This is a genomic window from Roseovarius sp. (assembly GCF_018066915.1).
Classification (GTDB): domain Bacteria; phylum Pseudomonadota; class Alphaproteobacteria; order Rhodobacterales; family Rhodobacteraceae; genus Roseovarius.
Genome location: NZ_JAGPVV010000145.1, coordinates 1 through 20,326 on the forward strand (window position 1 = coordinate 1; position 20,326 = coordinate 20,326).

Below are 20,326 nucleotides of genomic sequence, written 5' to 3' on the forward strand. Positions count from 1 at the left end.
TGAATACCTACCAACTCCGACAGGCTGAAGTGCCTATCCCGCTGATTTCAATAGAATACAAGGGGGATTAGCGCAAATTTTCCATAGCGTGCAAAATGGCGTCGGCTGTGGGGGACAAGACCTCAGAGCTTCCCCCCCTCAATTATTCCCGCGCTCCGCTTCGATCTCGCGCCAGCGGGCGACGTTGCGGTTGTGCTCTTCCAACGTCTCGGCAAAGGCATGGCCCCCAGAGCCATCGGCCACGAAGAACACATAATCCGTGCTATCCGGGTTCACCGCCGCCTCGATGCTGGCGCGGCCCGGATTGGCGATGGGCGTGGGCGGCAGCCCCTCGATCACATAGGTATTCCACGGCGTCGCGCCGCGCAATTCGCTCTGCCGCAGACCACGGCCCAACACACCCTTACCCTCGGTCACGCCGTAAATCACCGTCGGGTCGGTCTGGAGCCGCATGCCGCGATTGAGCCGGTTGACGAACACGCTCGCCACCTGCCGCCGCTCATCCGCAACGCCGGTTTCCTTCTCGATGATCGACGCGAGGATCAGCGCCTCTTGCGCCGATTGCAGCGGCAGCCCCTCGGCGCGCCCCTCCCAGGCCGCTGCCAGAATGACCGCCTGCGCCTCGCTCATGCGGGTGAGCACGCTCTCGCGCGTATCACCGGCGCGCACCTCGTAGCTGTCAGGCGCCAGCGTGCCCTCGGGCGGCACCTCGGCCACCTCGCCGGTCAAGACATCGACCGCCTTCAGCCCCTCGACCACCTGCCAGCTTGTGACCCCTTCGGCCAAGGCCACGCGATACCGCGTATCGGCCTGCTCGCGCACTTGCGTAAACTCTGCCGGAACCTCGCCCTCGGCGGTGGGATCGAACTTGGCCCGCTCCTCATAGCGCCCGGTGGCGGCATCAAGCTCGCGCACCACCACCTCGGCGCTGGTCACGCCCAAGCGGTAAACAACCTCGGTGCCACAGGTGCTGGCGCCGCCCTTGGTGATGAGATCGGTAATCTCGGCCATGCTCGCCCCCTCGGGGATGAGCCAGCTTCCGGCCTTGAGCAGCGCGTCCTTTTCGGAATATTCCGCGCCGATGCGGAAAATCGCGCCGCTGCTGACCGCGCCCTCGGTCTCCAGTTTCGATGACACGCGCCGCATCGTGCTGCCGGGATCAACCCGCAGACAGATCGCATCCGACAAGGGACCGCGCGCCGAATATTGCTGCTGCCCCCAGAGGATCACGCCGCCAAGCAGAAACACCGCCACCACCAGCAGCGTCAGGAAATTTGAAACGATGTGTCGCCACATCAGCGCGGCTTCCCGACAATCAGCGCCGCATTGGTGCCGCCAAAGCCAAAGCTGTTCGAGAGCGCCACGTCGATCTTGCGCTCGCGTTTGACGTTCGGGGCCAGATCAAGCGGGGTTTCCACCGCGGGATTGTCGAGATTGATCGTCGGCGGGGCCACCTGATCGCGGATCGCCAGAATGCAAAAGATCGCCTCGACAGCGCCCGCAGCACCCAAGAGATGCCCAACCGAGGATTTCGTCGAACTCATCGTCACATTCGCCGCCGCATTGCCCAAGAGCCGCTCGACCGCCGCCAATTCGATGGTATCGGCCATGGTCGAGGTGCCATGCGCGTTGACGTAATCAATATCCGACGGGCTGAGCCCGGCACGGTTCAGCGCCGCCTGCATGGCGCGGAACCCGCCATCGCCATTCTCGGCCGGGGCGGTGATGTGATAGGCATCCCCCGACAGACCATAGCCCAGAATCTCGGCATAGATTTTCGCGCCCCGCGCCTTGGCATGCTCGTATTCCTCAAGTACGACGACGCCCGCGCCTTCGCCCATGACAAACCCGTCGCGGTCCACGTCATAGGGGCGGCTTGCGGCCTGCGGATCATCCGCGCGCTTGGTCGAGAGCGCCTTGCAGGCGTTGAACCCGGCAATCCCGATTTCGCAGATCGAGGCTTCGGCCCCGCCCGCCACCATCACATCCGCGTCGCCCCATTGAATGAGCCGCGCCGCATCGCCAATCGCATGCGCGCCGGTGGCGCAGGCGGTCACGACCGAATGGTTCGGGCCTTTGAAACCATAGCGAATGCTCACCTGACCCGAGATCAGGTTGATCAGCGCGCCGGGGATAAAGAACGGCGACACCCGCCGCACACCCTTTTCGCGGATGATGCCCGCTGTCTCTTCGATCGAGCGCAGCCCGCCGATGCCCGATCCCAGCATCACGCCGGTGCGCTCGCGCGCGGCCTCATCCTCGGGCATCCAGCCTGAATCCTCGACCGCCTGCTGGGCTGCGGCAATGCCATAGAGGATGAAATCGTCAACCTTGCGGCGCTCTTTCGGCTCCATGTACTTATCAGAGTGAAAGGTGCCATCGGTGCCATCACCCAAGGGGATCTGGCAGGCATATTTCGTCACCACATTAACCGGGTCAAAGCGGATGATGGTTCCCGCCCCGGATTTCCCCGCCAAAAGACGGCTCCAGGTCAGCTCAACCCCATCAGCCAGCGGGGTCACGAGACCCAGACCTGTGACAACGACACGCCGCATGATGCTGCCCTTCCCTTATTGCGCTTTTGCTGCTCTTACCCCGGCTTTGCCCCAAGGGGCAAGAGCATCGCACCGTTGTGCGCACGGGGACGCGCAAGGGCCTGCCACCGGCCCCGATTGCCCTCGGGCGTAACACCGTAATTTCGCCGGTTGATCCCGATCAAGGCGCAGGGGGCGCGCCGCATGTGATATAGAGGACCACGTCACTCAAACTGCCCAATCACGCAGCCCATTCACACAGCAAGGAGACCTCTCATGCGCGCGACATTCTCGATGGTGATATTGGCTAGTCTCATCCTGACCTCTCCCACCCAAGCCCAGGACATCCGGGCCGGAACCCAGACCTTTGAGCGCTATTGCGCCGCCTGCCACGGGATTGACGGCACCGGCTTTGGCCCGATGCGGGCGGTGCTGACGCTGCTGCCCACCGATCTCACGGCACTCAAATCCACCAATAACGGCCATTTCCCGGTCGAGCGGGTTGTGCGCCGCATCGACGGGCGTGATCCGCTGGTCTCGCACGGCAGTCCGATGCCGATCTATGGCAGCTTCTTCGAGGATCGCGACGTCGGCCTCCAGACCGAGCGCGGCCAGACCATCCTGACCAGCCAACCGGTTGTCGATCTGGTGGCCTATCTCGAAACGCTGCAAAAACCCTGATGGCTTGACGTAAGGGCAGAGGGGGCTAGCTTTCTCGCAGCGGGAGGTGTGCAATGCGCTCTATCATTCTGTCGTTGATCCTTATGCTTGGTCTTGCTGCCCCCCTGCGCGCCGATCAGGACGCGCAGGCCGTCATCGCAGCGCAGATCGAGGCGTTTCTGGCACAGGATGTGACCCGCGCCTATTCCTATGCCAGCCCTTTCATCCAGCAGAAATTCGGCACGCCCGAGCAATTTGGCGCCATGGTACGCGACGGCTATCCGATGGTCTGGCGCCCCTCCGATGTGACCTTTCTTGAAATGCGCGACATTGCCGGGCGGCTCTGGCAGGGGGTGCGCGTTATGGATGCAGCGGGGGCAGGCTGGATCGTGGATTACGAGATGATCGAGACACCCGAGGGCTGGCGCATCAACGGCGTGACGGTGCGCCCCGCGCCCGACGCCAGCGTCTGAGCCTGCACGCGGCCTTGACCGCAGAGGCGCGCCCGCTTACCTCCCCGGCCTGACCCTGCTCTGTCCCCGAGGCCGCCCATGCCCTATTACCGCCCCATCCCCCGCACCGATCCCGCACGCCCCGCCGGTGCGCTGACCCTCGCGGGCGGCTGGTGCTGGTTCGATACGGTCGAGGTGCTGGAACGGGATGCCCCGTCCTACCTCATGCCTGCCGCGGACCTGCCGACCGAGGCGCTGCATGCGCTCACCACGCCCCGCGCGCCGATTGCCACGCTCGATATGGCCGCGCCGCAGATCATGGGCATCCTCAACGTGACCCCCGACAGCTTTTCCGACGGTGGCCAGCATTTCGATCCCGAAGTGGCCCTTGCCCATGCCCGTCAGATGGCCGCCGACGGGGCCGCGATTTTGGACGTGGGCGGCGAATCCACCCGCCCCGGTGCCGCCCCCGTGCCGATCGAGGATGAAATCGCCCGCACCGCCCCGGTCATTTCGGCCCTGCGCGCCGGCATCACGACGCCCATTTCCATCGACACCCGCAAGGCCCCCGTGGCGCAGGCCGCCCATGCGGCGGGGGCCAATCTCATCAATGATGTGGCGGGCTTTACCTATGATCCTGCCCTTGGCCCCTATGCTGCCACCCATGCTCTGCCGGTCTGCGTGATGCACGCCCAAGGCTCGCCCGAAACCATGCAGCAAGACCCGCGCTATGATCATGTGCTGCTCGATGTCTACGACTGGCTCGCCGCGCGGATCGAGGCGCTTGTCGCCCTCGGCATCCCCCGCGCGCGCGTTGTGACCGACCCCGGCATAGGTTTCGGCAAGACGGTCGCGCATAACCTCACCCTCTTGCAAAACCTCTCGCTCTTTCACAGCCTCGGCTGTCCCGTCCTCCTTGGTGCCTCGCGCAAGCGCTTCATCGGCGACATCAGCCGCACCCCCGTGGCCGCCGACCGTATCCCCGGCTCTCTGGCCGTGGCCTTGGGCGGCGTGGCGCAGGGGGTGCAAATCCTGCGCGTGCATGACGTGGCTGAAACCCGCGCCGCGCTCGACCTCTGGCGTGCGACCCTTGCCGCGCCGCGATCCTAGGCTTGTCGAAACCGGCGTTTGGATCGTGACTTGTCCACAGATTGCGGCCAGTTTCTTACCAAATCCTGATTGAGCGGCACGATGGGGGAGGGACCTTACAAAATCCGGGGGGAATTCGTAAGCTTTGTAAGGGTCACCTTGCGCCAAAGACCCGCCGCAACGCCCCCCATTGGCTCAGACCGACACCCACCAGAATCAGCGTCATCGCCGCCAGCAAACTCGGCGGCAACGCCTCTGAGAGCACGAGCGCGCCAAGGATCACCGACCAGACCGGCACCATGTAATTGACAAGGCTAAAGAAACTCGGTCCCGCCTCGCGGTTGACCTGCACCAGCAGGATTTGCGCCACGCCGGTCGGCAGAATGCCAAGATAAAGCAACGCCAATAAGCTCTTTATATTCAAAGCACTAGGCAATCCCTCGACCGCCAGCGCCAAAGGCACAATGATCCCCGCCGCCAGCATCAACACGAGGGCAGAGAGCGATAACCGGTCCACCTCCGGCGACAATCTCGTGGCAATCGAGCCAATCGCATAGCCCCCAGCCGCCCCGAGGCAGGCCAATCTTGCCAAGGATTCCATATCCTTACCGGTCGATGTGAAGGCTTCTGGCCCGATCAACACCACAACGCCCACGGTCCCAAGGACAAATCCCACCAACCGCCGCAAACTCATCCGCTCTCCGGGGACCAGAAAATGCGCCAAGGGTAGGATCAAGAGCGGCACCGCCGCCATGCACACCCCGGCAAATCCCGACGCCACGGATTGCTGCGCCCATGACAAGAGGATGAAGGGAAATACATTTGAAAACAACGCCATAACCAAGGCGAATTGCCAGATGCGCCGCCCCTCGACACCGCCCAAAGGCGGCAATTTCCGCCCCTTCAACCGCAGCAGACAGAGCAGAAACCCCGCCCCCAAGACAATCCTCACAGCGGCCAGAAAGAACGGCCCCACCCCGGTCAAGGCGACCGAGACGAACATGAAGGACGCCCCCCAGATCATGCCCAAAGCACCGATCCTCAGCCAGTTGAGCGTGGAAATCTCTTGCATGGTTTGGCCCTCAGACAAAAAAGGGCACCCCAAAGGGATGCCCTTTCGCGTTAGATTTCAATGGGTTCAGTTCTTGCTTTGATCCACCAGCTTGCCTGCGGAAATCCACGGCATCATGGCGCGCAGCTTCTGGCCGACCTCTTCGATCTGATGCGCGTCGTTCATCCGGCGCGTCCCCTTGAAGAAGGGCTGGCCCACGGCATTCTCCTGCATGAAGTCACGCACGAACTTGCCGGTCTGAATGTCGCGCAGAATGGCCTTCATCTCTTTCTTGGTCTGCTCATAGGGCAGAACCCGCGGCCCGCTGACATACTCGCCATATTCCGCCGTGTTCGAGATCGAATAGTTCATGTTGGCGATGCCGCCTTCATAGATCAGATCGACGATCAGCTTCACTTCGTGCAAGCACTCAAAGTAAGCCATTTCAGGGGCATAGCCCGCCTCAACCAGCGTCTCAAAGCCCATGCGGATGAGTTCCACGAGGCCACCACAGAGCACCGCCTGCTCGCCGAAGAGGTCGGTTTCGCACTCTTCACGGAAGTTGGTCTCGATGATCCCCGAGCGACCGCCACCGATGGCCGAGCAGTAGGAAAGCCCGATTTCCAACGCCTTGCCAGACGCATCATTGTTGACCGCCACAAGGCAGGGCACGCCGCCGCCCTTGACATATTCACCGCGCACCGTGTGGCCGGGGCCCTTGGGTGCCATCATGATGACGTCCACGCCCTCTTTCGGCTCGATCAGGCCGAAATGGATGTTGAGGCCATGGGCAAAGGCAATCGCCGCACCGGGACGAATGTTGTCATGCACATATTTGCGATAGGTTTCGCCCTGCAATTCGTCGGGCATGGTGAACATCATCAGGTCGCACCAGGCCGCCGCTTCGGCGATGCCCATGACCTTGAGGCCTTCTGCCTCGGCCTTGCGTGCCGATTTCGACCCTTCGCGCAGCGCCACGACAAGGTTTTTTGCGCCTGAATCCCGCAGGTTAAGGGCGTGGGCATGGCCCTGGCTGCCATAGCCCAGAATGGCGACTTTCTTGTCCTTGATCAGGTTGATGTCGCAGTCACGATCGTAATAGACGCGCATGGCGTTCTCCTCTTCGGTTGATGGGGGCATCATAGGCAGGATGTGCAGAGAGAGACTGGTGATTTCGGTTTATTTCGTGGGATTTTCAGAGTAATCATTCTTGATATTCGAAAATATGGCAAAAATCATGCTCGACGATACCGACCGCCGCATCCTGCGCCACTATCAACATGCCCCCGCCCTCGGGGCCGCTGATCTGGCAGAGCGGGCAGGTGTGACCCCTGCCACCTGTGCCCGCCGTTTGGAGCGGATGCTGCAAGAGGGCGTGATCCGCGCCAACCGCGCCGTGATCGACTGGCGCGCGCTTGGCTATGAGGTCGAGGTGTCCTTGCGCATCACGCTGGACAAGACGCAGGCGCGCGCCTTTGACGAGTTCATCGACGCCGCAAGAAACGTGCCGGAAGTCATTGAAATTCAGACATTTCTAGGCCGTGTCGATCTGCGCCTCTCGGTCATTGCCCGTGACATGGCGCATTATCAACAGCTCTATCGCAGCGCCATCCTGACCCTGCCGCATATCGCCGATATCGAGGCGCTGATGCATGTGGCGCGGATCAAATCCGACGAGGTGTTGCCGCTGTGATCGAGCTTGATACCACCGACCGTCTGATCCTGCGCGAGCTGGTGCGCGACGCCACCCAATCGGCAAGCGCCATAGGCCGCGCCCTTGGCCTGTCACAGCCCGCCACATGGCGACGCCTGCAACGCCTGCGCGAGACCGGGGTGATCAAGGGGCAACGTCTTGAATTGGATCATGAAAAGCTGGGTTTCGGGGTCACGGTTTTCCTTGGTGTCAAGCTGGCCACCAAGGGCCGCGTCAGCCTTGAGGATTTCGAACGGGCCGTGAGCGCCATCCCCGAGGTGCAGACGGTCGAGCATATCCTGGGCCTTTACGACTATCGCCTGCGCGTCGTGGCCCGCGACATTTCCGATTTCGAGCGGGTTTTGCGCCGCCGGATCATGACCTTGCCGGGGGTGGGCGATGTCGAGGCCAATGTGCTCTTGAGCGAGGAACGCCGTCCGGGGCCAATCGGCTGACGTGACGCACTGGACTTATGGGCCGTCCCGCGCCATCTTGCCCGCAAGATAGAGGAGACATCCCATGACTGCCCTGCTCGACCATGTCGATCCCGATGGCCTGCTGGAATACTCGGTGGTGTTCACCGACCGCTCGCTCAACCATATGTCTGCCTCTTTTCAAGAGGTTATGCGCGACATTTCATCCATGTTACGGGATGTCTATGCCGCCGATGCCGTGGCGCTTGTGCCGGGTGGGGGCTCTTACGCGATGGAGTCCGTGGCGCGGCAATTCGGGCGCGGCGCGCATGCGCTGGTCGTGCGCAACGGCTGGTTTTCCTTTCGCTGGAGCCAGATATTCGACGCGGGTCAGTTCACCTCCGAGACCACGGTCTGCATGGCGCGGCAAACCGGCAATGGGGCGACCACGCCTTTTGCGCCTGCGCCCATCGAAGAGGTTGTGGAGAAAATTCATGAATCCAAGCCCGATGTGGTCTTTGCCCCGCATGTGGAAACCTCGGCCGGTCTGATCCTGCCGGATGACTATATCACGGCCTTGGCCGATGCCGCGCATGAGGTGGGCGCGCTCTTGGTGCTCGATTGCATCGCTTCGGGTTGTGCTTGGGTCGATATGCGCGCCACGGGCGTCGATGTGCTGATTTCCGCGCCGCAAAAGGGCTGGTCGGCCTCTCCCTCCGCCGGTCTGGTGATGCTCTCGGCCCGTGCAGTGGCGCGGTTGGAAGAAACGACGTCGGACAGTTTCGCGCTCGATCTCAAGAAATGGCGTGCGATCATGCAGGCTTATGAAAATGGCGGCCATGCCTATCACGCGACCATGCCGACCGATGCGCTGCGCGGGTTCCGGGATACGGTGATCGAGACCCGCGATTATGGGTTCGAGCGTCTGCGCGATGCACAATGGGAGTTGGGCAATGGTGTGCGCGCCATGCTGGCCGCGCGCGGCGTGATGTCAGTCGCCGCCGAGGGCTTTGGTGCGCCCGGCGTTGTGGTCAGCTATACCAGCGACCCCGACATTCAGAACGGCAAGAAATTCATGGCAGAGGGCATGCAGATTGCCGCAGGCGTGCCGCTGCAAGTGGGCGAGCCCGAGGGCTTTCGCACCTTCCGTCTCGGGCTCTTTGGTCTTGATAAGCTCTATGATGTGCCCGCCGCGCTCAAGCGGCTGGAAACGGTGCTTGATAAGGTGCTCTGAGCCTTACCCCCGCGCGCCAAGGCCCATCTGCATCAGGGTCTTGCGCACCGGGGCCAGCGAATAGATTGCGCTCAGCGCCTGTGCGCGCGCATCCCGCAGAGGCTGCGCGCTCAGCATCGAGGCGCGGTTGAGAAGGTCGATCCCCGTCACGCGCGCCTGCACCTCCAGATGCCTGCGGCGATGGTAGGTGTCGAGCATCTGGCGGTCGCCCAAGCGCTCCGGGTTCGCCTCGGCCAGTTCCAGCAATACCCGCATATCGCCCAATGACATGTTGAGGCCCTGCGCGCCAATCGGCGGCACCACATGCGCGGCCTCGGCCACAAGCGCCACACGCTCAGAAGTCATACGCGTGGCCACTTGGCTGATGATCGGCCAGACGGTTCGGCGCGAGGCCAGCGTCAGAGGGCCAAAGAGGTGGCAGGAGCGCGCGTTCATCATGGCCTCGAATTCGGGCACGGGCAGAGCCGCGAGGCGCGCCACCTCTGGCCCCTCTTCCATCCAGACGATCGCCGAAGAGGGCCGCCCCTCGTGATCGGGCAGCGGCACAAGGGTGAAAGGCCCGCCAGAGCGGTGAATTTCGGTCGAGACATTGTCATGCGGGATTGGGTGCGTCACGGCAAAGGCAAGCGCCTTTTGCCCATAACGTGTTGTTTTCACCTCAATCCCCGCTGCTACACGGATAGGAGAGTTGCGCCCGTCGGCGGCGATGACCAAGCGGCAGCGCACGCGGGTGCCATCACTTAGCCCCACGCGCGCCTCGGCCTCGCGGGTAAAGAGCGTGCGGGTGCCGGTGCCGGGCTTGAACGTGACCGAGGGCAGGCTGTCCAGATGCGCGACCATCTCGCGCCGCAAGAGCCAGTTGGGCAGGTTCCAACCAAAGGGACGCTCGGAAATGTCGCTGGCGTTGAACTCGCGCACGACCCGCGGTTCGGGGACCTCGCCGCCTGCATCGACGATCCGCATCACTTGCAAATCAGTGGCATGCGGGGCCAGCCGCGCCCAGAGACCGGCCCGATCCAAAAGCGCCTGCGCGGGCTGCAAGAACGCCGTTGTGCGCAGGTCCGAGCCATCCGCATCGCGGGCGGTGACAGGCGGGGCGGGATCGACGCAGAGCACGGAAAACCCCGCGCTGCCAAAAACCGCAGCCGCCGTCAGACCGGCCACACCGCCGCCCGAGACCACGATGTCATACTCCGCCTGCGCCATTCTCAGAGCCTCCGAAAGGGGCGAGCGCCTGCTCAGCCCCGTGAAATCAGGATCAGCATCACCCAGATCACCGGCACAAGGGCCAGTGCGGGGATATAAAGCCCCGGAATGCCCCAGAGCACAATGCTTGTGGCCCATCCGGCCAGAAAAACCGCCACGCTCAGCAGGATCGGGCCAACGGCGGCCGCGTCGGGATCATGGCTCTTGGCGGCGGCGTGTTTGGCATCGGCGGGGGCTGTGGTCGCGGTCATGTCGGGCCTCATGGATCAAAGATGAATCTTGCCCTGCATAAATATGTCCCGGTCCCCGCCTTCAAAGGGACGTAACGCCGCAGCGCTCAGACCAGCCGCATTAAAAACCCGCCCAGATCATCGGTGTGGTGGTGAATATGATCCGCCTCGATCCGGTCCGGGGCCACATGCACGGTGCGCATCCCCATGGCATGCGGGGCCGCGAGATTGCGCGGTTCATCCTCGAACATCGCCGCTGTCGTGGGGGCGCTCTGGTCCTGTGTCAGGATGGCTTGGAATGCTTCGGGTTCGGGCTTGGGGCGGTAGCCCGCATGTTCCACGCCGTACACCGCATCAAACGCCCCCGCCAGCCCGCGCGCTGCGATCACCCGCTCGGCATAGGGGGCAGAGCCGTTGGTATAAACGATCTTGCGCCCCGGCAGCGCGCGAATGGCGGTGTTGAGCGCGGCGTCCGGCACCAGTTGATCGAGCGAAATGTCATGCACCGCCGCAAGATAGGGACCGGGATCAAGATCATGCAGCCGCATTAGCCCCGCCAGCGTCGTGCCATGCTCGCGCCAGTAATGATGGCGCAACCGATCCGCCTCGGCATGGGTCACGCGCAGCATGTCCATCACGAACCGCGTCATCCGCGCCTCGATCTGATCGAAGAGACGCGCCGATGGCGGATAGAGCGTGTTGTCGAGGTCAAAGACCCAGGTGCGGATATGGGTGAAATCGGGCTTGGGCATGGCGCAGATATAGGCGGGCGCGACATCGCGTGCAATCGCCCAAGGCTTGATCCCGCGCCCAAAGCGCGTAAGGTTCCCCACCAATAGACATAAGAAACGGACATGCTGATGAAACCGCCCCCTACAGATGCCTATTCGCTCATTCTGGAAGCGATAGACGTTGGCATCTTCAAGCCCGGCGACCGTCTGGTCGAGAGCGATCTGGCCGAACGCTTTGGCGTGTCGCGCACGCCCATCCGCGAGGCTCTGCAACGGCTCGAGACGCAATCCATGCTCACCCGGGATGGGCGCAGCCTGATCGTGTCCTCGCTGGATTACAACCAGCTGGCAGAGCTTTACGTGGTGCGCGCCGAATTGGAGGGGCTGGCAGCAGAGCTGGCCGCGCGCCATGCTACGCCCGAAGAGGTGCGCGTGTTGCGTGATATGGTCGAGGATGATCGCGCACTCTTGGGCAAGCCGGTGGAACTCGCGCGCGCCAACCGGCGGTTTCACAAGCAGATTCACCTGGCTTCTCACAACCGCTTTCTGGTGCAGCAGCTTGATCTTGTGCATCGCTCGATGGCCCTCTTGGCAACCACGTCCTTGGCGGCGGTCGGTCGGGATGAGGATGCGCTGCGCGAACACGATGCGATCGTCGCAGCCATTGAATCGCATGACAGCGCAGGTGCGGCACAAGCCCTGCGCGACCACATCTCAAAGGCCTTTGTGACCCGGCTCAAGCTTGATTCCGGAGAGGTCAAATCCACCGTCTGAGATCCGCCGCCCTCGGGCCGCGACCGAGAGGCCATGGGTGGTCTTGTCCCAAAAGAACGGCTTGAAGACCAGCTCGTAAAGCGCCTTGTAGGCGGCAATCGCCCCGAGCGGCGTGTAGAAATGCATTGTCGGGGCCCAAGCCATCAGGTGCCGGTGGCGGGGCCCTGACACCGAGGCCATGTGGATGCAGATATTCAGAACCTCGACCATCAGAAAGAGGCTGCCCAACCCCACCAGCACCCCATGCGGCAGCACCGGGTCGAGCGGATGCGGCAGGCCAAACAGCACCAGCCAAAAGGACCACAGGAACGGCGCCAGCAGAAATTGCGAGAGCGCCGAGACAAAATGCGCCTGAAACCCCCAGAACTTGCGCGGCCCAAGTTGCTGATATAGCAATCTCGGTCGTCGCATATGCACCAGATAGGTGGTCATATAGCCCTTAAGCCAGCGGGAGCGCTGCTTGATCCAAGGCCAAGCGCGGCAATTGGCCTCTTCTTCGGTCACGGTATGGATCATCTCTGTTCGATACCCGTGCCGTGCAAGGCGAAAGCCCAGATCGGCATCCTCGGTCACGTTATGCGCATCCCACCCGCCCAATTCCTCGAGCACGTCGCGGCGGAAGTAGAGCGTGGTGCCCCCCAAGGGGATGGCCAGCCCCAACCGCGCCATGCCCGGCATCAGGGTGCGAAACCAAGTGGCGTATTCGATGGTGAAACACCGCGCGAGCCAATTCTGCGTGGGATTGTAATAGTCGAGAATGCCTTGAAGACAGGCCACCTCGCGCGGGACCTGTTGAAACCGGCGGGCGATGAGGGTGATCTGATCCGCCTCGGGCGCGTCTTCGGCATCGAAAATGCCGATGATGTCGCCCTGACAGAAATCGAGCGCGTAATTCATCGCGCGCGGCTTGGTGCGTGGTTTGCCATCGGGCACGATCACGGGCCGCACCCAAGGGGGCAGGTCAATGCCCGCCAGTGTCTGACGGGTCAGCGCATCCTCTTCCTCGAGCACGAGGATCACATCGAGCAGACATTTCGGATAGGTGAGACGGCTCAGCCGGGCAATCAGCGCATGAGCAATCTCGGTCTCGCGAAAGAGTGGCACGAGGATCGACACCTTGGGCAGGGGTTGTGCCGGGGCGGTGGTGGGTGGTGATATGGGCCGGGCAGAGGTCTGCGCCACATAGGCCGCGATCTTGAGCCCGGCAGAGACAACGAGTGTGAAACAGGCCCAAAAGGCAAAGACGCCGAATACCGCCACCGGAAAGGCGAGGCTCAGCGCCACGATGACCGCAAGGGCGATGAGCGTCAGCCGAAGGCGGCGGTTCATGGTGCCGCCCCAAGTGCGGCAACTCTCGATTTCGGGCACCCGCGCCTCGGCCATGGCACGCAGGAGGTCGCGGTGCTCTGCCGCGATGCGGTCTTGGATCGCATGGCGCGGGGCCATCACTGCGCGCGCGCGCTCGAGCGTATAGGGCAGGGCGGGGCGCAGCGCGGCAAGGCTCTCAGGCCCGCCCGTCGCCAGAACCGGTGCGCCCGATGCAGAGACGAGCGGCAGCACGCCATGTTTGAGCAGGAGACGCGGATCGACACCTGTCTCGGGTATCTCTGCGCGCGCCAGATCTTCGGCGCTGAGCCGCTTGCTTGCAAGGCGGCGGGCGTGGGCTTCGAGCAGGTCGTCTTCGGTGGCCAGCCCTTCGGCCTGAAGGATGCGATCAAGTGAGGTATCGCAATGCCGCCGCACCATTTCCGCGAGCGTCGCATCCCGGCGGCTGATCGCGCCGGCGCGCACCAATTCACGCCCCAGCGGGTTGATGGGCACGCGCGCACCAAGGCCACGTGCCCCCATGTGACGCAGTTCGGAAATCCCCATGTCGCGACCCTTCCCAGTGCGGTTGCGGGAAGGCTATCGCGCGCTTGGTTAACGATGTTTTAACGACAGGTTAACAGGTGCAGGATTCTTGGTGGTTATTTGGCCATCGAGGCCGCGAACCGCTCGAAGAGGTAGAAACTGTCCTGCGGACCGGGGCTTGCTTCGGGGTGGTGCTGGACCGAAAACACCGGGCGGTCCTTGATCCGGATGCCACAGTTCGACCCATCGAAGAGCGAGACATGCGTCTCGACCACACCGGCGGGCAGGGTCTGGCTATCGACGGCGAACCCATGGTTCATCGACGTGATCTCGACCTTGCCGGTCTCCAGATCCTTGACCGGATGATTGGCGCCGTGGTGACCGTGGTTCATCTTGATGGTCTGCGCCCCAAGGGCGAGCGCCAGCATCTGGTGCCCAAGGCAGATGCCAAAGACCGGCAGCCCCGCGTTCAGAACACCCTGAATCATCGGCACGGCATATTTGCCTGTCGCCGCCGGATCGCCGGGGCCGTTGGACAGGAACACGCCATCGGGCGAATGGGCCAGCACATCCTCGGCGGTGGCGCTTGCGGGCAGAACGGTCACATCGCAACCGGCACTGGCAAGGCAGCGCAGGATATTGCGCTTGGCACCGTAATCCACCGCGACAACCTTGTGCCGCGCATCGGTCTGGCGGACATAGCCTTCGGGCCAAGCCCACCGCATTTCATCCCAACGATAGGATTGCGCGCAGGTCACATCCTTGGCCAGATCCATGCCTTCGAGCCCGGCAAAGGCGCGCGCACGCGCCACCAGAGCCTCGACATCGAATTTGCCCTCGGGGTCATGGGCGAGGGCGACATGCGGCGCACCCTGCTGACGGATCGCGCGGGTCAGGCGGCGGGTGTCGATGCCACCAATCGCGATGCGGCCCCGCCGCGTCAGCCAGCTGATCAGATGTTCCTGCGCGCGCCAGCTGCTCGGCTCGGTCGGGTCCCATTTCACGACCATGCCTTCGGCCACCGGTTCGGCGGTTTCGTCATCCTCGATGTTGACGCCGGTGTTGCCGATATGCGGAAAGGTGAAGGTCACGATCTGCCCGGCATAGCTGGGATCGGTCATGATCTCTTGATAGCCGGTCATCGCGGTGTTGAAGCACAGCTCTGCGGTGGTCACGCCGACCGCGCCGAACCCGTAGCCATAGAACAGCGAGCCATCAGCAAGGGCAAGGCAGGCGGTCGGGCGGGGGGTGGACGCTTGGGCCATGGGGGCGAGTCTCCGGCTCGGGCAAATTTGCGCATACCTACGGGGGGGGCGGGGTCGGGTCAAGGGTCAGATCGCGGCAGCGGGCGGCTTGCACGGCGGTTGCCATCGCGGGCGCTTGGCGTTAGGCTCTCTCTCTTGTGAAGATCATGGGGATGAAACGGAATGGAACTGCGGTCACGGGTCGATCAGGCCCTCAAACAGGCGATGCGCGACAAGGCGGCGAGCCGGTTGGCGACCTTGCGTCTCATCAATGCGGCCATCAAGGATCAGGAGATTGCCGGGCGCAGCGCGGACGGGGCGACCCCAGTCGGTGACGCGGAAATCATGGCCATTCTCGCCAAGATGACCAAGCAGCGCAACGAGAGTGTGCGCGCCTATGAAGAGGGCGGACGGCTTGATCTGGCAGAGCGCGAACGCGACGAGATCCGCGTGATCGAGGAATTCCTGCCGCGTCAGTTGGCCGAAGACGAAATCGCTGCGGCCATCGACAAGGCGATTGCCGATGTCGGTGCCAGCACGATCCGCGACATGGGCAAGATCATGGGCAAGCTCAAGGAGCGGCACGCGGGCCAGATGGATTTCGGCGCAGTCGGACCGCAGGTCAAGGCCCGACTGGGCTGAAGGCCACCTAGGCTGAGGCCAGATGCACCACCTTTGCGCCCGCTATGGCGGCTTGGGTGGTTGCAATCTCTTCGGGCGACATCAGGCACATGGCGGTGCTGAGGGCGTCGGCGATGGCCGCGCTCTCGGCGGTGACGCTTATGAGGTGCCAGCGTGCCGTCGCGGGTTTGCCGGTCCGGGGATCGAGGATATGGCCTGCTGTGGCGTCTGCATCAAAGACGGTGCCCAAAGGCGCGGAGGAGGCCAGAGCGCGGTCGCGCAGCCCGATTTGCGGGCGGTCGGGCGCGTCGAGCGTCACCGGCCAGTCACCGCCCTGCGGATTGCCACCAAGGGCGCGCAATTCGCCGGTGTCGATCAGGATCTCGCTCAGGCCTTCGGCCTGCAAGAGATGGGCGATGCGGTCCGCGATATAGCCCTGTGCGATGCCATTGAGCGTGAGCGCCATGCCGGGGCGCAGGGAGATGGCATCGGCATCATAGCGCAGATCGGCCCATGTTCCATAGGCGCGGGCGGTGGCGATGTCAGCCTCTGCGGGGGCATGGCCCGCGCTGTAGCTGCGGGCGTAGAGATCCCAGAGCGGTTGCACGCTTGGGTCAAAGAGCCCAGCCGTGGCGCGGTGCGCGGCAGCGGCCAGAGACAGGCAATCCAGCAACTCGAAAGGCGGCGCGTCGAGATGACCGGTGGCGTTGAGTTGGCTGAGCGCAGAGGTCGCGCGATAGAGGCTGAAGACCTGTTCCAGCCGTTCAATCTCGGCGCGGGCGCTCTTGGTGATCCGCTCCGCCGCAGGATGGCTGAGCGTGATCGTGGCGCGCGCGCCAAGTGCGGTGCCCTGCCAGCGATAAAGTGGCGTGGCCTGAGCGGAAGGCGCAAAGGCGAGCGTTGCGGCGGAGATGCTCAGGAAACGGCGGCGAGAGAGGGTCATGTCAGTTCTGCCTTTCACGGGACAGTTGGTTGAGCCGTGCCTCGAAATCGTCCTCTTCGGCGCGGTCCGTGGTGCTGGTGACGATCGGCACGGCCGAGAGCACATCGGCATCCGCCACCTCTGCCAGCCTCAGGACATGCCCGCCGCGCGCCTCTGCAAATGCGGTGGCGTCTTGGGCGGTGAGGAAAGGCACCAGTTCCGGCGCGTCCATGCCGCCCGTCGCATCCGAGCCGATGACATAATGCGCCGCCGTGGCGTCGATCCAGTTCTCGGCGCCGGGATGCTCCCAACTGGCGGCGACGGCCATATCGTTGACGTAGATAGCGGTGATCGCGTGGCTCTGTTCGGGCATGCGCTGATAGGCGATGGCGTCGCGCACCTGACTGAAAAAGAGCGGGTGATCCAAGCCCTCAAGATGCACCTGCGCCTTGGGGCCGGGATGTTCGAGCAGGTCCATCTGACAGTAATGGCCAACGGCTTCGGCCGTGAGGGACACCGGGTCGGGGCGTGTCGCCACCTCTTCCTTGCAGGCCGCAAGGGCGATGGCCAAGAAGAGAAGGGGAAGCCATTTCATGGCGTGACCCTCCGCAAGGCTGCGACCGCCAGTCCAAAGGCTGCAATTGGCCAGAGCAGGACCGAGATCAGGGCATGCGCTGCCGGAATGGTCTGCGCCGCGCCACCAAGGCCAGAGGCCGCTGCTGTCGCCTCGGAGGCGGCAAGGTTATAGAGGCGAAAGGCGTCGGCGGGATTGGCCAAGAGGAGCCATGGCAGGGCGCGGGTGGTAAACGCCCCGCCGTTATCGGCCACCACGGCCGCCAAGAGGCCCAGATCGTAGAGCACCACGAGGGCAAGCCAGACGCCAATGGCAAGCCCTGCCGCTGTTCCCGGACGCCGCGCGATGGACGAGAGCGCATAGCCCAAGGCGAGAAACACCGCGCCCAAGAGGATCGAAGACCAGAAGAGCCGCAGGAGCGCGGGCAGGCCCGTCACCGCCTCGGGGTCGGTTGCAAGAGCTGTGATGGCAGCCAGCCCATAGCCTGCACCCACGGCAATCGTCAGCACCGCCAGATGCGCCGCGAACTTGCCCAAGAGGATGCCCGAGCGTGACACCGGATAGGTGAGCGTGAGCGAGAGCGTGCCGCGCTCGACCTCGCCCGCCACGGCGTCAAAGGCCATCAAAAGCGCCATCAGCGGCACCAGATAGACGCCAAGCGATGTGAGGCTGGCCACTGTGACCGAGAGCGCATCCACGCCCACATCGCCCGTGGGGGCGCTGCCTGCGGCGGAGAGGACGAGGGCAAAGAGCGCCATCAGCACCACGGTGATTGTGACCCACCGGTTGCGGAGAGCGATGCGGAATTCGGTGAACCCAAGGGCCAGAACGGGGCGGATAAGGGCGGTCATTGGTCATCTCTCCGACTGAAATGGCTGTAGAGGTCTTCGAGGCTGGGCGGGATGATCTCGACATCCGCGATCAGGTCCTGAATCGCGGCGATATGGCCAAGGCGCGTCAGTTTTTCGTCATGGGCGCAGGTCAGATCGACCATCACACCATTGCGCCGCCCGCCTGCGAGGTGCGCCGCCACCTCATCCGCCGCCCCCGGACGCGCCGAGACCTGAAGCCGGATGGGCAGGGCAGCCTGACGGCGCAAGGCGTGGAGCGTGTCATTGGCCATGAGGCGCCCCCCGGACAGGATCACGATCCGGTCGGTGCGGGCCTCGACCTCGGTCAGGGCATGGGACGAGAGCAGGATCGCGGCCCCCTCGGCGGCAAGACCGTCAAGGATAGTGTAGAACTCGCGGCGCGAGACAGGATCAAGGCCGCTCGTGGGCTCGTCGAGGATCAAAAGGCGGGGCTGTCCGATCAGCGCCTGTGCAAGGCCGACCCGCTGGCGCATGCCCTTGGAATAGGTGCCGATCCGACGGCGGGCAGCGTCGCCCAAGCCCACGCGTTCCAGCAGCGCCATCGCCTGTTCCGGATCACAGCCGCGCAGGCGCAGATAGAGGCGAATTTGCTCAAGACCGGTCAGGGCCGGGTGAAAGGCCACGTTTTCCGGCAGATAGGCGGTGCCCTCCCGGGCGCTCGGACTGCCGGGGGCGGTGCCCAATACCTCGATCTGACCAGAGGTGGCGGGGATGAGGCCAAGGATGATCTTCATCAGGGTGGATTTGCCCGCCCCGTTGTGGCCCAAGAGCGCCACCCGTTCGCCGGGGGCGACGGTAAAGCCCACGGCGTCGAGGGCGGTCACGCCATCGTAGCGCTTAGTGACTTGCGAGAGGGTCAAACGTGTCATCTTTAGTCTTTCTGTTGCGCGCATCTGTCATGGCTTGTGCTTCCATCGCGGCGATGTGGTCTGGCACCGTCACGCGGACGGGCCGCATCAAGGGCGCGCTATCCAGCACGCCGCCGGGCAGGGAGGCGGGAAAATGTTTCTGGCTCCAGCGGATCAGTTGCACGGCGGGTGCACCCATCAAGAGGCTGGCGGCGGGTTGCGACCACAGGATGTGGTCCATCAGGTCATTGGGGCGAAAGCTGGCATCGGCGATGCCGTCGCCATCCAGATCAAAGGCAGGATGGTCCGACCAGTAGTTGCCGCGCCCGTCATGGCTCCATTCCACATGCTTGGTGCCCACATATTTCACCTGCGTGCGGTTGCCGACAAAGGCATTGCCGGTGATGGCGTTGTGTTCCGATCCGGCGGTAAAATGGATGCCGATATCGCAGCCCTCAAAGCGGTTGTCGTAGATCAGGTTGCGGTGGGCGTTGTAGATGAAGGTGCATTTCTCGGGGCCGCCGCGCACCAGATTGCCGCGAATATCGGCGTTGTTGGCGTAGTTGAGCATCAATCCATGGCTGTGATCTGCGAGGCTCAGATTGTCATGCACGGTGATACGGTTCGAGAACATCAGCGCAAAGCCAAGCGTGTTGCCGATCGAGATATTGCCCGACACCTCGGAATTGTTGGCATACATGTAATGCACCGCAAAACGCAGGTCGCGCATCAGGTTGCGGCGGAAAATGCCATTGTTGGAGGCATTCACGAAAATACCGTCACGACCCAGACGGATGTCGTTATCCTCGATGATCGTGCCCGGCGCGTTCCAGACATAGACGCCATTGCCCCGGCTGTTCATATGGTGATCCGTGCGCCCGACAATACGGTTGCCGCGCACGGTGGCACCCTTGGGGCCATGCACATCGACCCCGTAGAGATTGCCGAGGATGTCGTTATCCTCGACCAGCACGCGCGCCGCACTCCGGGTGATCTGCACGCCACTGTCGATGGCGTCATGGTCGCTGCCCGATCCGGTCAGGGTAAGGCCGCGCACGGTGATATCGCTGCCGGTGATGGTGATCACGCTGCCAGTGCCGCCGGCGTCAATGGTGGCCTTGCCCTGTCCGCTCAGTGTTATGGGATGCTCGAGTGTCACCGGGCCTGCGTGCTGGCCCGGTGCGAGGGTGAGCACATCGCCGGGCATGGCCCCGGCGATGGCGGTGGCAAGCGCCCCTGTCTCTGCCGGAACATGCCGTTCCGCCGCAGCAACAAGGGTCGCCGCACCGAGAAACAGGATCAGGCTGAGAAAGAGGCGCAACATGGC

General features: G+C 63.5%; 22 protein-coding genes. 8 read left to right on the plus strand and 14 right to left on the minus strand.

The features are described from left to right. Nucleotides 1-138: 138 nt before the first annotated feature. Nucleotides 139-1,296, minus strand: a complete 1,158-nt coding sequence (gene mltG / locus KBT70_RS07815; protein WP_296630843.1) for an endolytic transglycosylase MltG — start codon at nucleotides 1,294-1,296, stop codon at nucleotides 139-141. Beyond that, nucleotides 1,296-2,555: a beta-ketoacyl-ACP synthase II gene (gene fabF / locus KBT70_RS07820; RefSeq protein ID WP_296630845.1), complete on the minus strand. Its 1,260-nt coding sequence runs from the start codon at nucleotides 2,553-2,555 to the stop codon at nucleotides 1,296-1,298. The genes mltG and fabF overlap by 1 nt, the downstream gene beginning before the upstream one ends. Nucleotides 2,556-2,810: 255 nt before the next feature. Here fabF and KBT70_RS07825 point away from each other — a divergent pair, with 255 nt between their 5' ends. The 3 genes from KBT70_RS07825 to folP all read left to right on the plus strand — a co-directional run bounded on the left by KBT70_RS07825 (nucleotide 2,811) and on the right by folP (nucleotide 4,756). Beyond that, nucleotides 2,811-3,215: a cytochrome c gene (locus KBT70_RS07825; RefSeq protein ID WP_296630848.1), complete on the plus strand. Its 405-nt coding sequence runs from the start codon at nucleotides 2,811-2,813 to the stop codon at nucleotides 3,213-3,215. 53 nt (nucleotides 3,216-3,268) lie between these two features. Next, on the plus strand, nucleotides 3,269-3,667 hold the full coding sequence (locus KBT70_RS07830; protein ID WP_296630851.1) for a DUF4864 domain-containing protein: 399 nt from the start codon (nucleotides 3,269-3,271) through the stop codon (nucleotides 3,665-3,667). A gap of 78 nt (nucleotides 3,668-3,745) precedes the next feature. Continuing rightward, nucleotides 3,746-4,756 carry a dihydropteroate synthase gene (gene folP, locus KBT70_RS07835; protein WP_296630853.1) on the plus strand — a complete coding sequence of 337 codons (1,011 nt, stop codon included), beginning with the start codon at nucleotides 3,746-3,748 and terminating at the stop codon, nucleotides 4,754-4,756. Between the two features lie 133 nt (nucleotides 4,757-4,889). Here the strand turns inward: folP and KBT70_RS07840 are convergent, their stop codons facing one another. After that, complete coding sequence (locus tag KBT70_RS07840) at nucleotides 4,890-5,807, minus strand: DMT family transporter (protein ID WP_296630856.1); 918 nt, start codon at nucleotides 5,805-5,807, stop codon at nucleotides 4,890-4,892. A 66-nt stretch (nucleotides 5,808-5,873) separates the two neighbouring features. Next, nucleotides 5,874-6,896 (minus strand): ketol-acid reductoisomerase, encoded by a 1,023-nt coding sequence (ilvC, locus tag KBT70_RS07845; protein WP_296630859.1) that lies wholly within the window; start codon nucleotides 6,894-6,896, stop codon nucleotides 5,874-5,876. Between the two features lie 127 nt (nucleotides 6,897-7,023). Between ilvC and KBT70_RS07850 the strand changes: the two genes are divergently transcribed. From KBT70_RS07850 to KBT70_RS07860, 3 genes are all read left to right on the plus strand, one after another. Further along, complete coding sequence (locus KBT70_RS07850; protein ID WP_296630862.1) at nucleotides 7,024-7,479, plus strand: Lrp/AsnC family transcriptional regulator; 456 nt, start codon at nucleotides 7,024-7,026, stop codon at nucleotides 7,477-7,479. Then, a complete protein-coding gene (locus KBT70_RS07855; protein WP_296630865.1) occupies nucleotides 7,476-7,934 on the plus strand; it encodes an Lrp/AsnC family transcriptional regulator in 459 nt (152 codons plus the stop codon). The genes KBT70_RS07850 and KBT70_RS07855 overlap by 4 nt, the downstream gene beginning before the upstream one ends. Nucleotides 7,935-7,998: 64 nt before the next feature. Next, entirely contained in the window at nucleotides 7,999-9,126 is a 1,128-nt protein-coding gene (locus tag KBT70_RS07860) for an aminotransferase class V-fold PLP-dependent enzyme (protein ID WP_296630868.1), read from the plus strand. Nucleotides 9,127-9,129: 3 nt separating this feature from the next. On the opposite strand, the gene KBT70_RS07865 is transcribed toward KBT70_RS07860, so the two are convergent. The 3 genes from KBT70_RS07865 to KBT70_RS07875 form a co-directional block, all read right to left on the minus strand. Beyond that, nucleotides 9,130-10,332 (minus strand): UbiH/UbiF family hydroxylase, encoded by a 1,203-nt coding sequence (locus KBT70_RS07865; RefSeq protein WP_296630872.1) that lies wholly within the window; start codon nucleotides 10,330-10,332, stop codon nucleotides 9,130-9,132. Nucleotides 10,333-10,364: 32 nt separating this feature from the next. Continuing rightward, entirely contained in the window at nucleotides 10,365-10,583 is a 219-nt protein-coding gene (locus KBT70_RS07870) for a hypothetical protein (RefSeq protein ID WP_296630875.1), read from the minus strand. 86 nt (nucleotides 10,584-10,669) lie between these two features. Then, a complete protein-coding gene (locus tag KBT70_RS07875) occupies nucleotides 10,670-11,314 on the minus strand; it encodes a pyrimidine 5'-nucleotidase (protein ID WP_296630929.1) in 645 nt (214 codons plus the stop codon). Between the two features lie 102 nt (nucleotides 11,315-11,416). Between KBT70_RS07875 and KBT70_RS07880 the strand changes: the two genes are divergently transcribed. After that, entirely contained in the window at nucleotides 11,417-12,067 is a 651-nt protein-coding gene (locus KBT70_RS07880) for a GntR family transcriptional regulator (protein ID WP_296630877.1), read from the plus strand. Here the strand turns inward: KBT70_RS07880 and KBT70_RS07885 are convergent. Together KBT70_RS07885 and carA are read right to left on the minus strand one after the other, a co-directional pair. Then, the gene (locus KBT70_RS07885; protein ID WP_296630881.1) at nucleotides 12,008-13,939 is read right to left on the minus strand and encodes a glycosyltransferase family 2 protein; all 1,932 of its coding nucleotides are present in this window, start codon (nucleotides 13,937-13,939) and stop codon (nucleotides 12,008-12,010) included. The genes KBT70_RS07880 and KBT70_RS07885 overlap by 60 nt on opposite strands. A 95-nt stretch (nucleotides 13,940-14,034) precedes the next feature. Then, a complete protein-coding gene (gene carA / locus KBT70_RS07890; RefSeq protein ID WP_296630885.1) occupies nucleotides 14,035-15,183 on the minus strand; it encodes a glutamine-hydrolyzing carbamoyl-phosphate synthase small subunit in 1,149 nt (382 codons plus the stop codon). A 162-nt stretch (nucleotides 15,184-15,345) separates the two neighbouring features. Between carA and KBT70_RS07895 the strand changes: the two genes are divergently transcribed. Next, complete coding sequence (locus KBT70_RS07895) at nucleotides 15,346-15,804, plus strand: GatB/YqeY domain-containing protein (RefSeq protein WP_296630888.1); 459 nt, start codon at nucleotides 15,346-15,348, stop codon at nucleotides 15,802-15,804. A gap of 7 nt (nucleotides 15,805-15,811) precedes the next feature. On the opposite strand, the gene KBT70_RS07900 is transcribed toward KBT70_RS07895, so the two are convergent. From KBT70_RS07900 to KBT70_RS07920, 5 genes are read right to left on the minus strand one after another with little or no spacing between them, the layout of a single operon-like run. Further along, nucleotides 15,812-16,726: an FAD:protein FMN transferase gene (locus KBT70_RS07900; RefSeq protein ID WP_296630891.1), complete on the minus strand. Its 915-nt coding sequence runs from the start codon at nucleotides 16,724-16,726 to the stop codon at nucleotides 15,812-15,814. 1 nt (nucleotide 16,727) lies between these two features. Next, nucleotides 16,728-17,300 (minus strand): nitrous oxide reductase accessory protein NosL, encoded by a 573-nt coding sequence (locus KBT70_RS07905; RefSeq protein WP_296630894.1) that lies wholly within the window; start codon nucleotides 17,298-17,300, stop codon nucleotides 16,728-16,730. After that, nucleotides 17,297-18,130: an ABC transporter permease subunit gene (locus KBT70_RS07910; protein WP_296630896.1), complete on the minus strand. Its 834-nt coding sequence runs from the start codon at nucleotides 18,128-18,130 to the stop codon at nucleotides 17,297-17,299. The genes KBT70_RS07905 and KBT70_RS07910 overlap by 4 nt, the downstream gene beginning before the upstream one ends. Then, the gene (locus KBT70_RS07915) at nucleotides 18,127-19,020 is read right to left on the minus strand and encodes an ABC transporter ATP-binding protein (RefSeq protein ID WP_296630899.1); all 894 of its coding nucleotides are present in this window, start codon (nucleotides 19,018-19,020) and stop codon (nucleotides 18,127-18,129) included. The genes KBT70_RS07910 and KBT70_RS07915 overlap by 4 nt, the downstream gene beginning before the upstream one ends. Beyond that, nucleotides 18,989-20,323 (minus strand): nitrous oxide reductase family maturation protein NosD, encoded by a 1,335-nt coding sequence (locus KBT70_RS07920; RefSeq protein WP_296630902.1) that lies wholly within the window; start codon nucleotides 20,321-20,323, stop codon nucleotides 18,989-18,991. Before KBT70_RS07920 ends, KBT70_RS07915 begins: the two co-directional genes overlap by 32 nt. Between the last annotated feature and the right edge of the window lie 3 nt (nucleotides 20,324-20,326).

Coding starts and splice junctions, on each gene's coding strand:
- KBT70_RS07830 (WP_296630851.1), top strand. CDS start 3,269: ATGCGCTCTATCATTCTGTCGTTGATCCTTATGCTTGGTCTTGCTGCC.
- fabF (WP_296630845.1), bottom strand. CDS start 2,555: ATGCGGCGTGTCGTTGTCACAGGTCTGGGTCTCGTGACCCCGCTGGCT.
- KBT70_RS07910 (WP_296630896.1), bottom strand. CDS start 18,130: ATGACCGCCCTTATCCGCCCCGTTCTGGCCCTTGGGTTCACCGAATTC.
- KBT70_RS07920 (WP_296630902.1), bottom strand. CDS start 20,323: ATGTTGCGCCTCTTTCTCAGCCTGATCCTGTTTCTCGGTGCGGCGACC.
- KBT70_RS07900 (WP_296630891.1), bottom strand. CDS start 16,726: ATGACCCTCTCTCGCCGCCGTTTCCTGAGCATCTCCGCCGCAACGCTC.
- KBT70_RS07915 (WP_296630899.1), bottom strand. CDS start 19,020: ATGACACGTTTGACCCTCTCGCAAGTCACTAAGCGCTACGATGGCGTG.
- KBT70_RS07865 (WP_296630872.1), bottom strand. CDS start 10,332: ATGGCGCAGGCGGAGTATGACATCGTGGTCTCGGGCGGCGGTGTGGCC.
- carA (WP_296630885.1), bottom strand. CDS start 15,183: ATGGCCCAAGCGTCCACCCCCCGCCCGACCGCCTGCCTTGCCCTTGCT.
- KBT70_RS07825 (WP_296630848.1), top strand. CDS start 2,811: ATGCGCGCGACATTCTCGATGGTGATATTGGCTAGTCTCATCCTGACC.
- ilvC (WP_296630859.1), bottom strand. CDS start 6,896: ATGCGCGTCTATTACGATCGTGACTGCGACATCAACCTGATCAAGGAC.
- KBT70_RS07860 (WP_296630868.1), top strand. CDS start 7,999: ATGACTGCCCTGCTCGACCATGTCGATCCCGATGGCCTGCTGGAATAC.
- KBT70_RS07875 (WP_296630929.1), bottom strand. CDS start 11,314: ATGCCCAAGCCCGATTTCACCCATATCCGCACCTGGGTCTTTGACCTC.
- KBT70_RS07905 (WP_296630894.1), bottom strand. CDS start 17,300: ATGAAATGGCTTCCCCTTCTCTTCTTGGCCATCGCCCTTGCGGCCTGC.
- KBT70_RS07880 (WP_296630877.1), top strand. CDS start 11,417: ATGCTGATGAAACCGCCCCCTACAGATGCCTATTCGCTCATTCTGGAA.
- mltG (WP_296630843.1), bottom strand. CDS start 1,296: ATGTGGCGACACATCGTTTCAAATTTCCTGACGCTGCTGGTGGTGGCG.
- KBT70_RS07895 (WP_296630888.1), top strand. CDS start 15,346: ATGGAACTGCGGTCACGGGTCGATCAGGCCCTCAAACAGGCGATGCGC.
- folP (WP_296630853.1), top strand. CDS start 3,746: ATGCCCTATTACCGCCCCATCCCCCGCACCGATCCCGCACGCCCCGCC.
- KBT70_RS07840 (WP_296630856.1), bottom strand. CDS start 5,807: ATGCAAGAGATTTCCACGCTCAACTGGCTGAGGATCGGTGCTTTGGGC.
- KBT70_RS07850 (WP_296630862.1), top strand. CDS start 7,024: ATGCTCGACGATACCGACCGCCGCATCCTGCGCCACTATCAACATGCC.
- KBT70_RS07870 (WP_296630875.1), bottom strand. CDS start 10,583: ATGACCGCGACCACAGCCCCCGCCGATGCCAAACACGCCGCCGCCAAG.
- KBT70_RS07885 (WP_296630881.1), bottom strand. CDS start 13,939: ATGGGGATTTCCGAACTGCGTCACATGGGGGCACGTGGCCTTGGTGCG.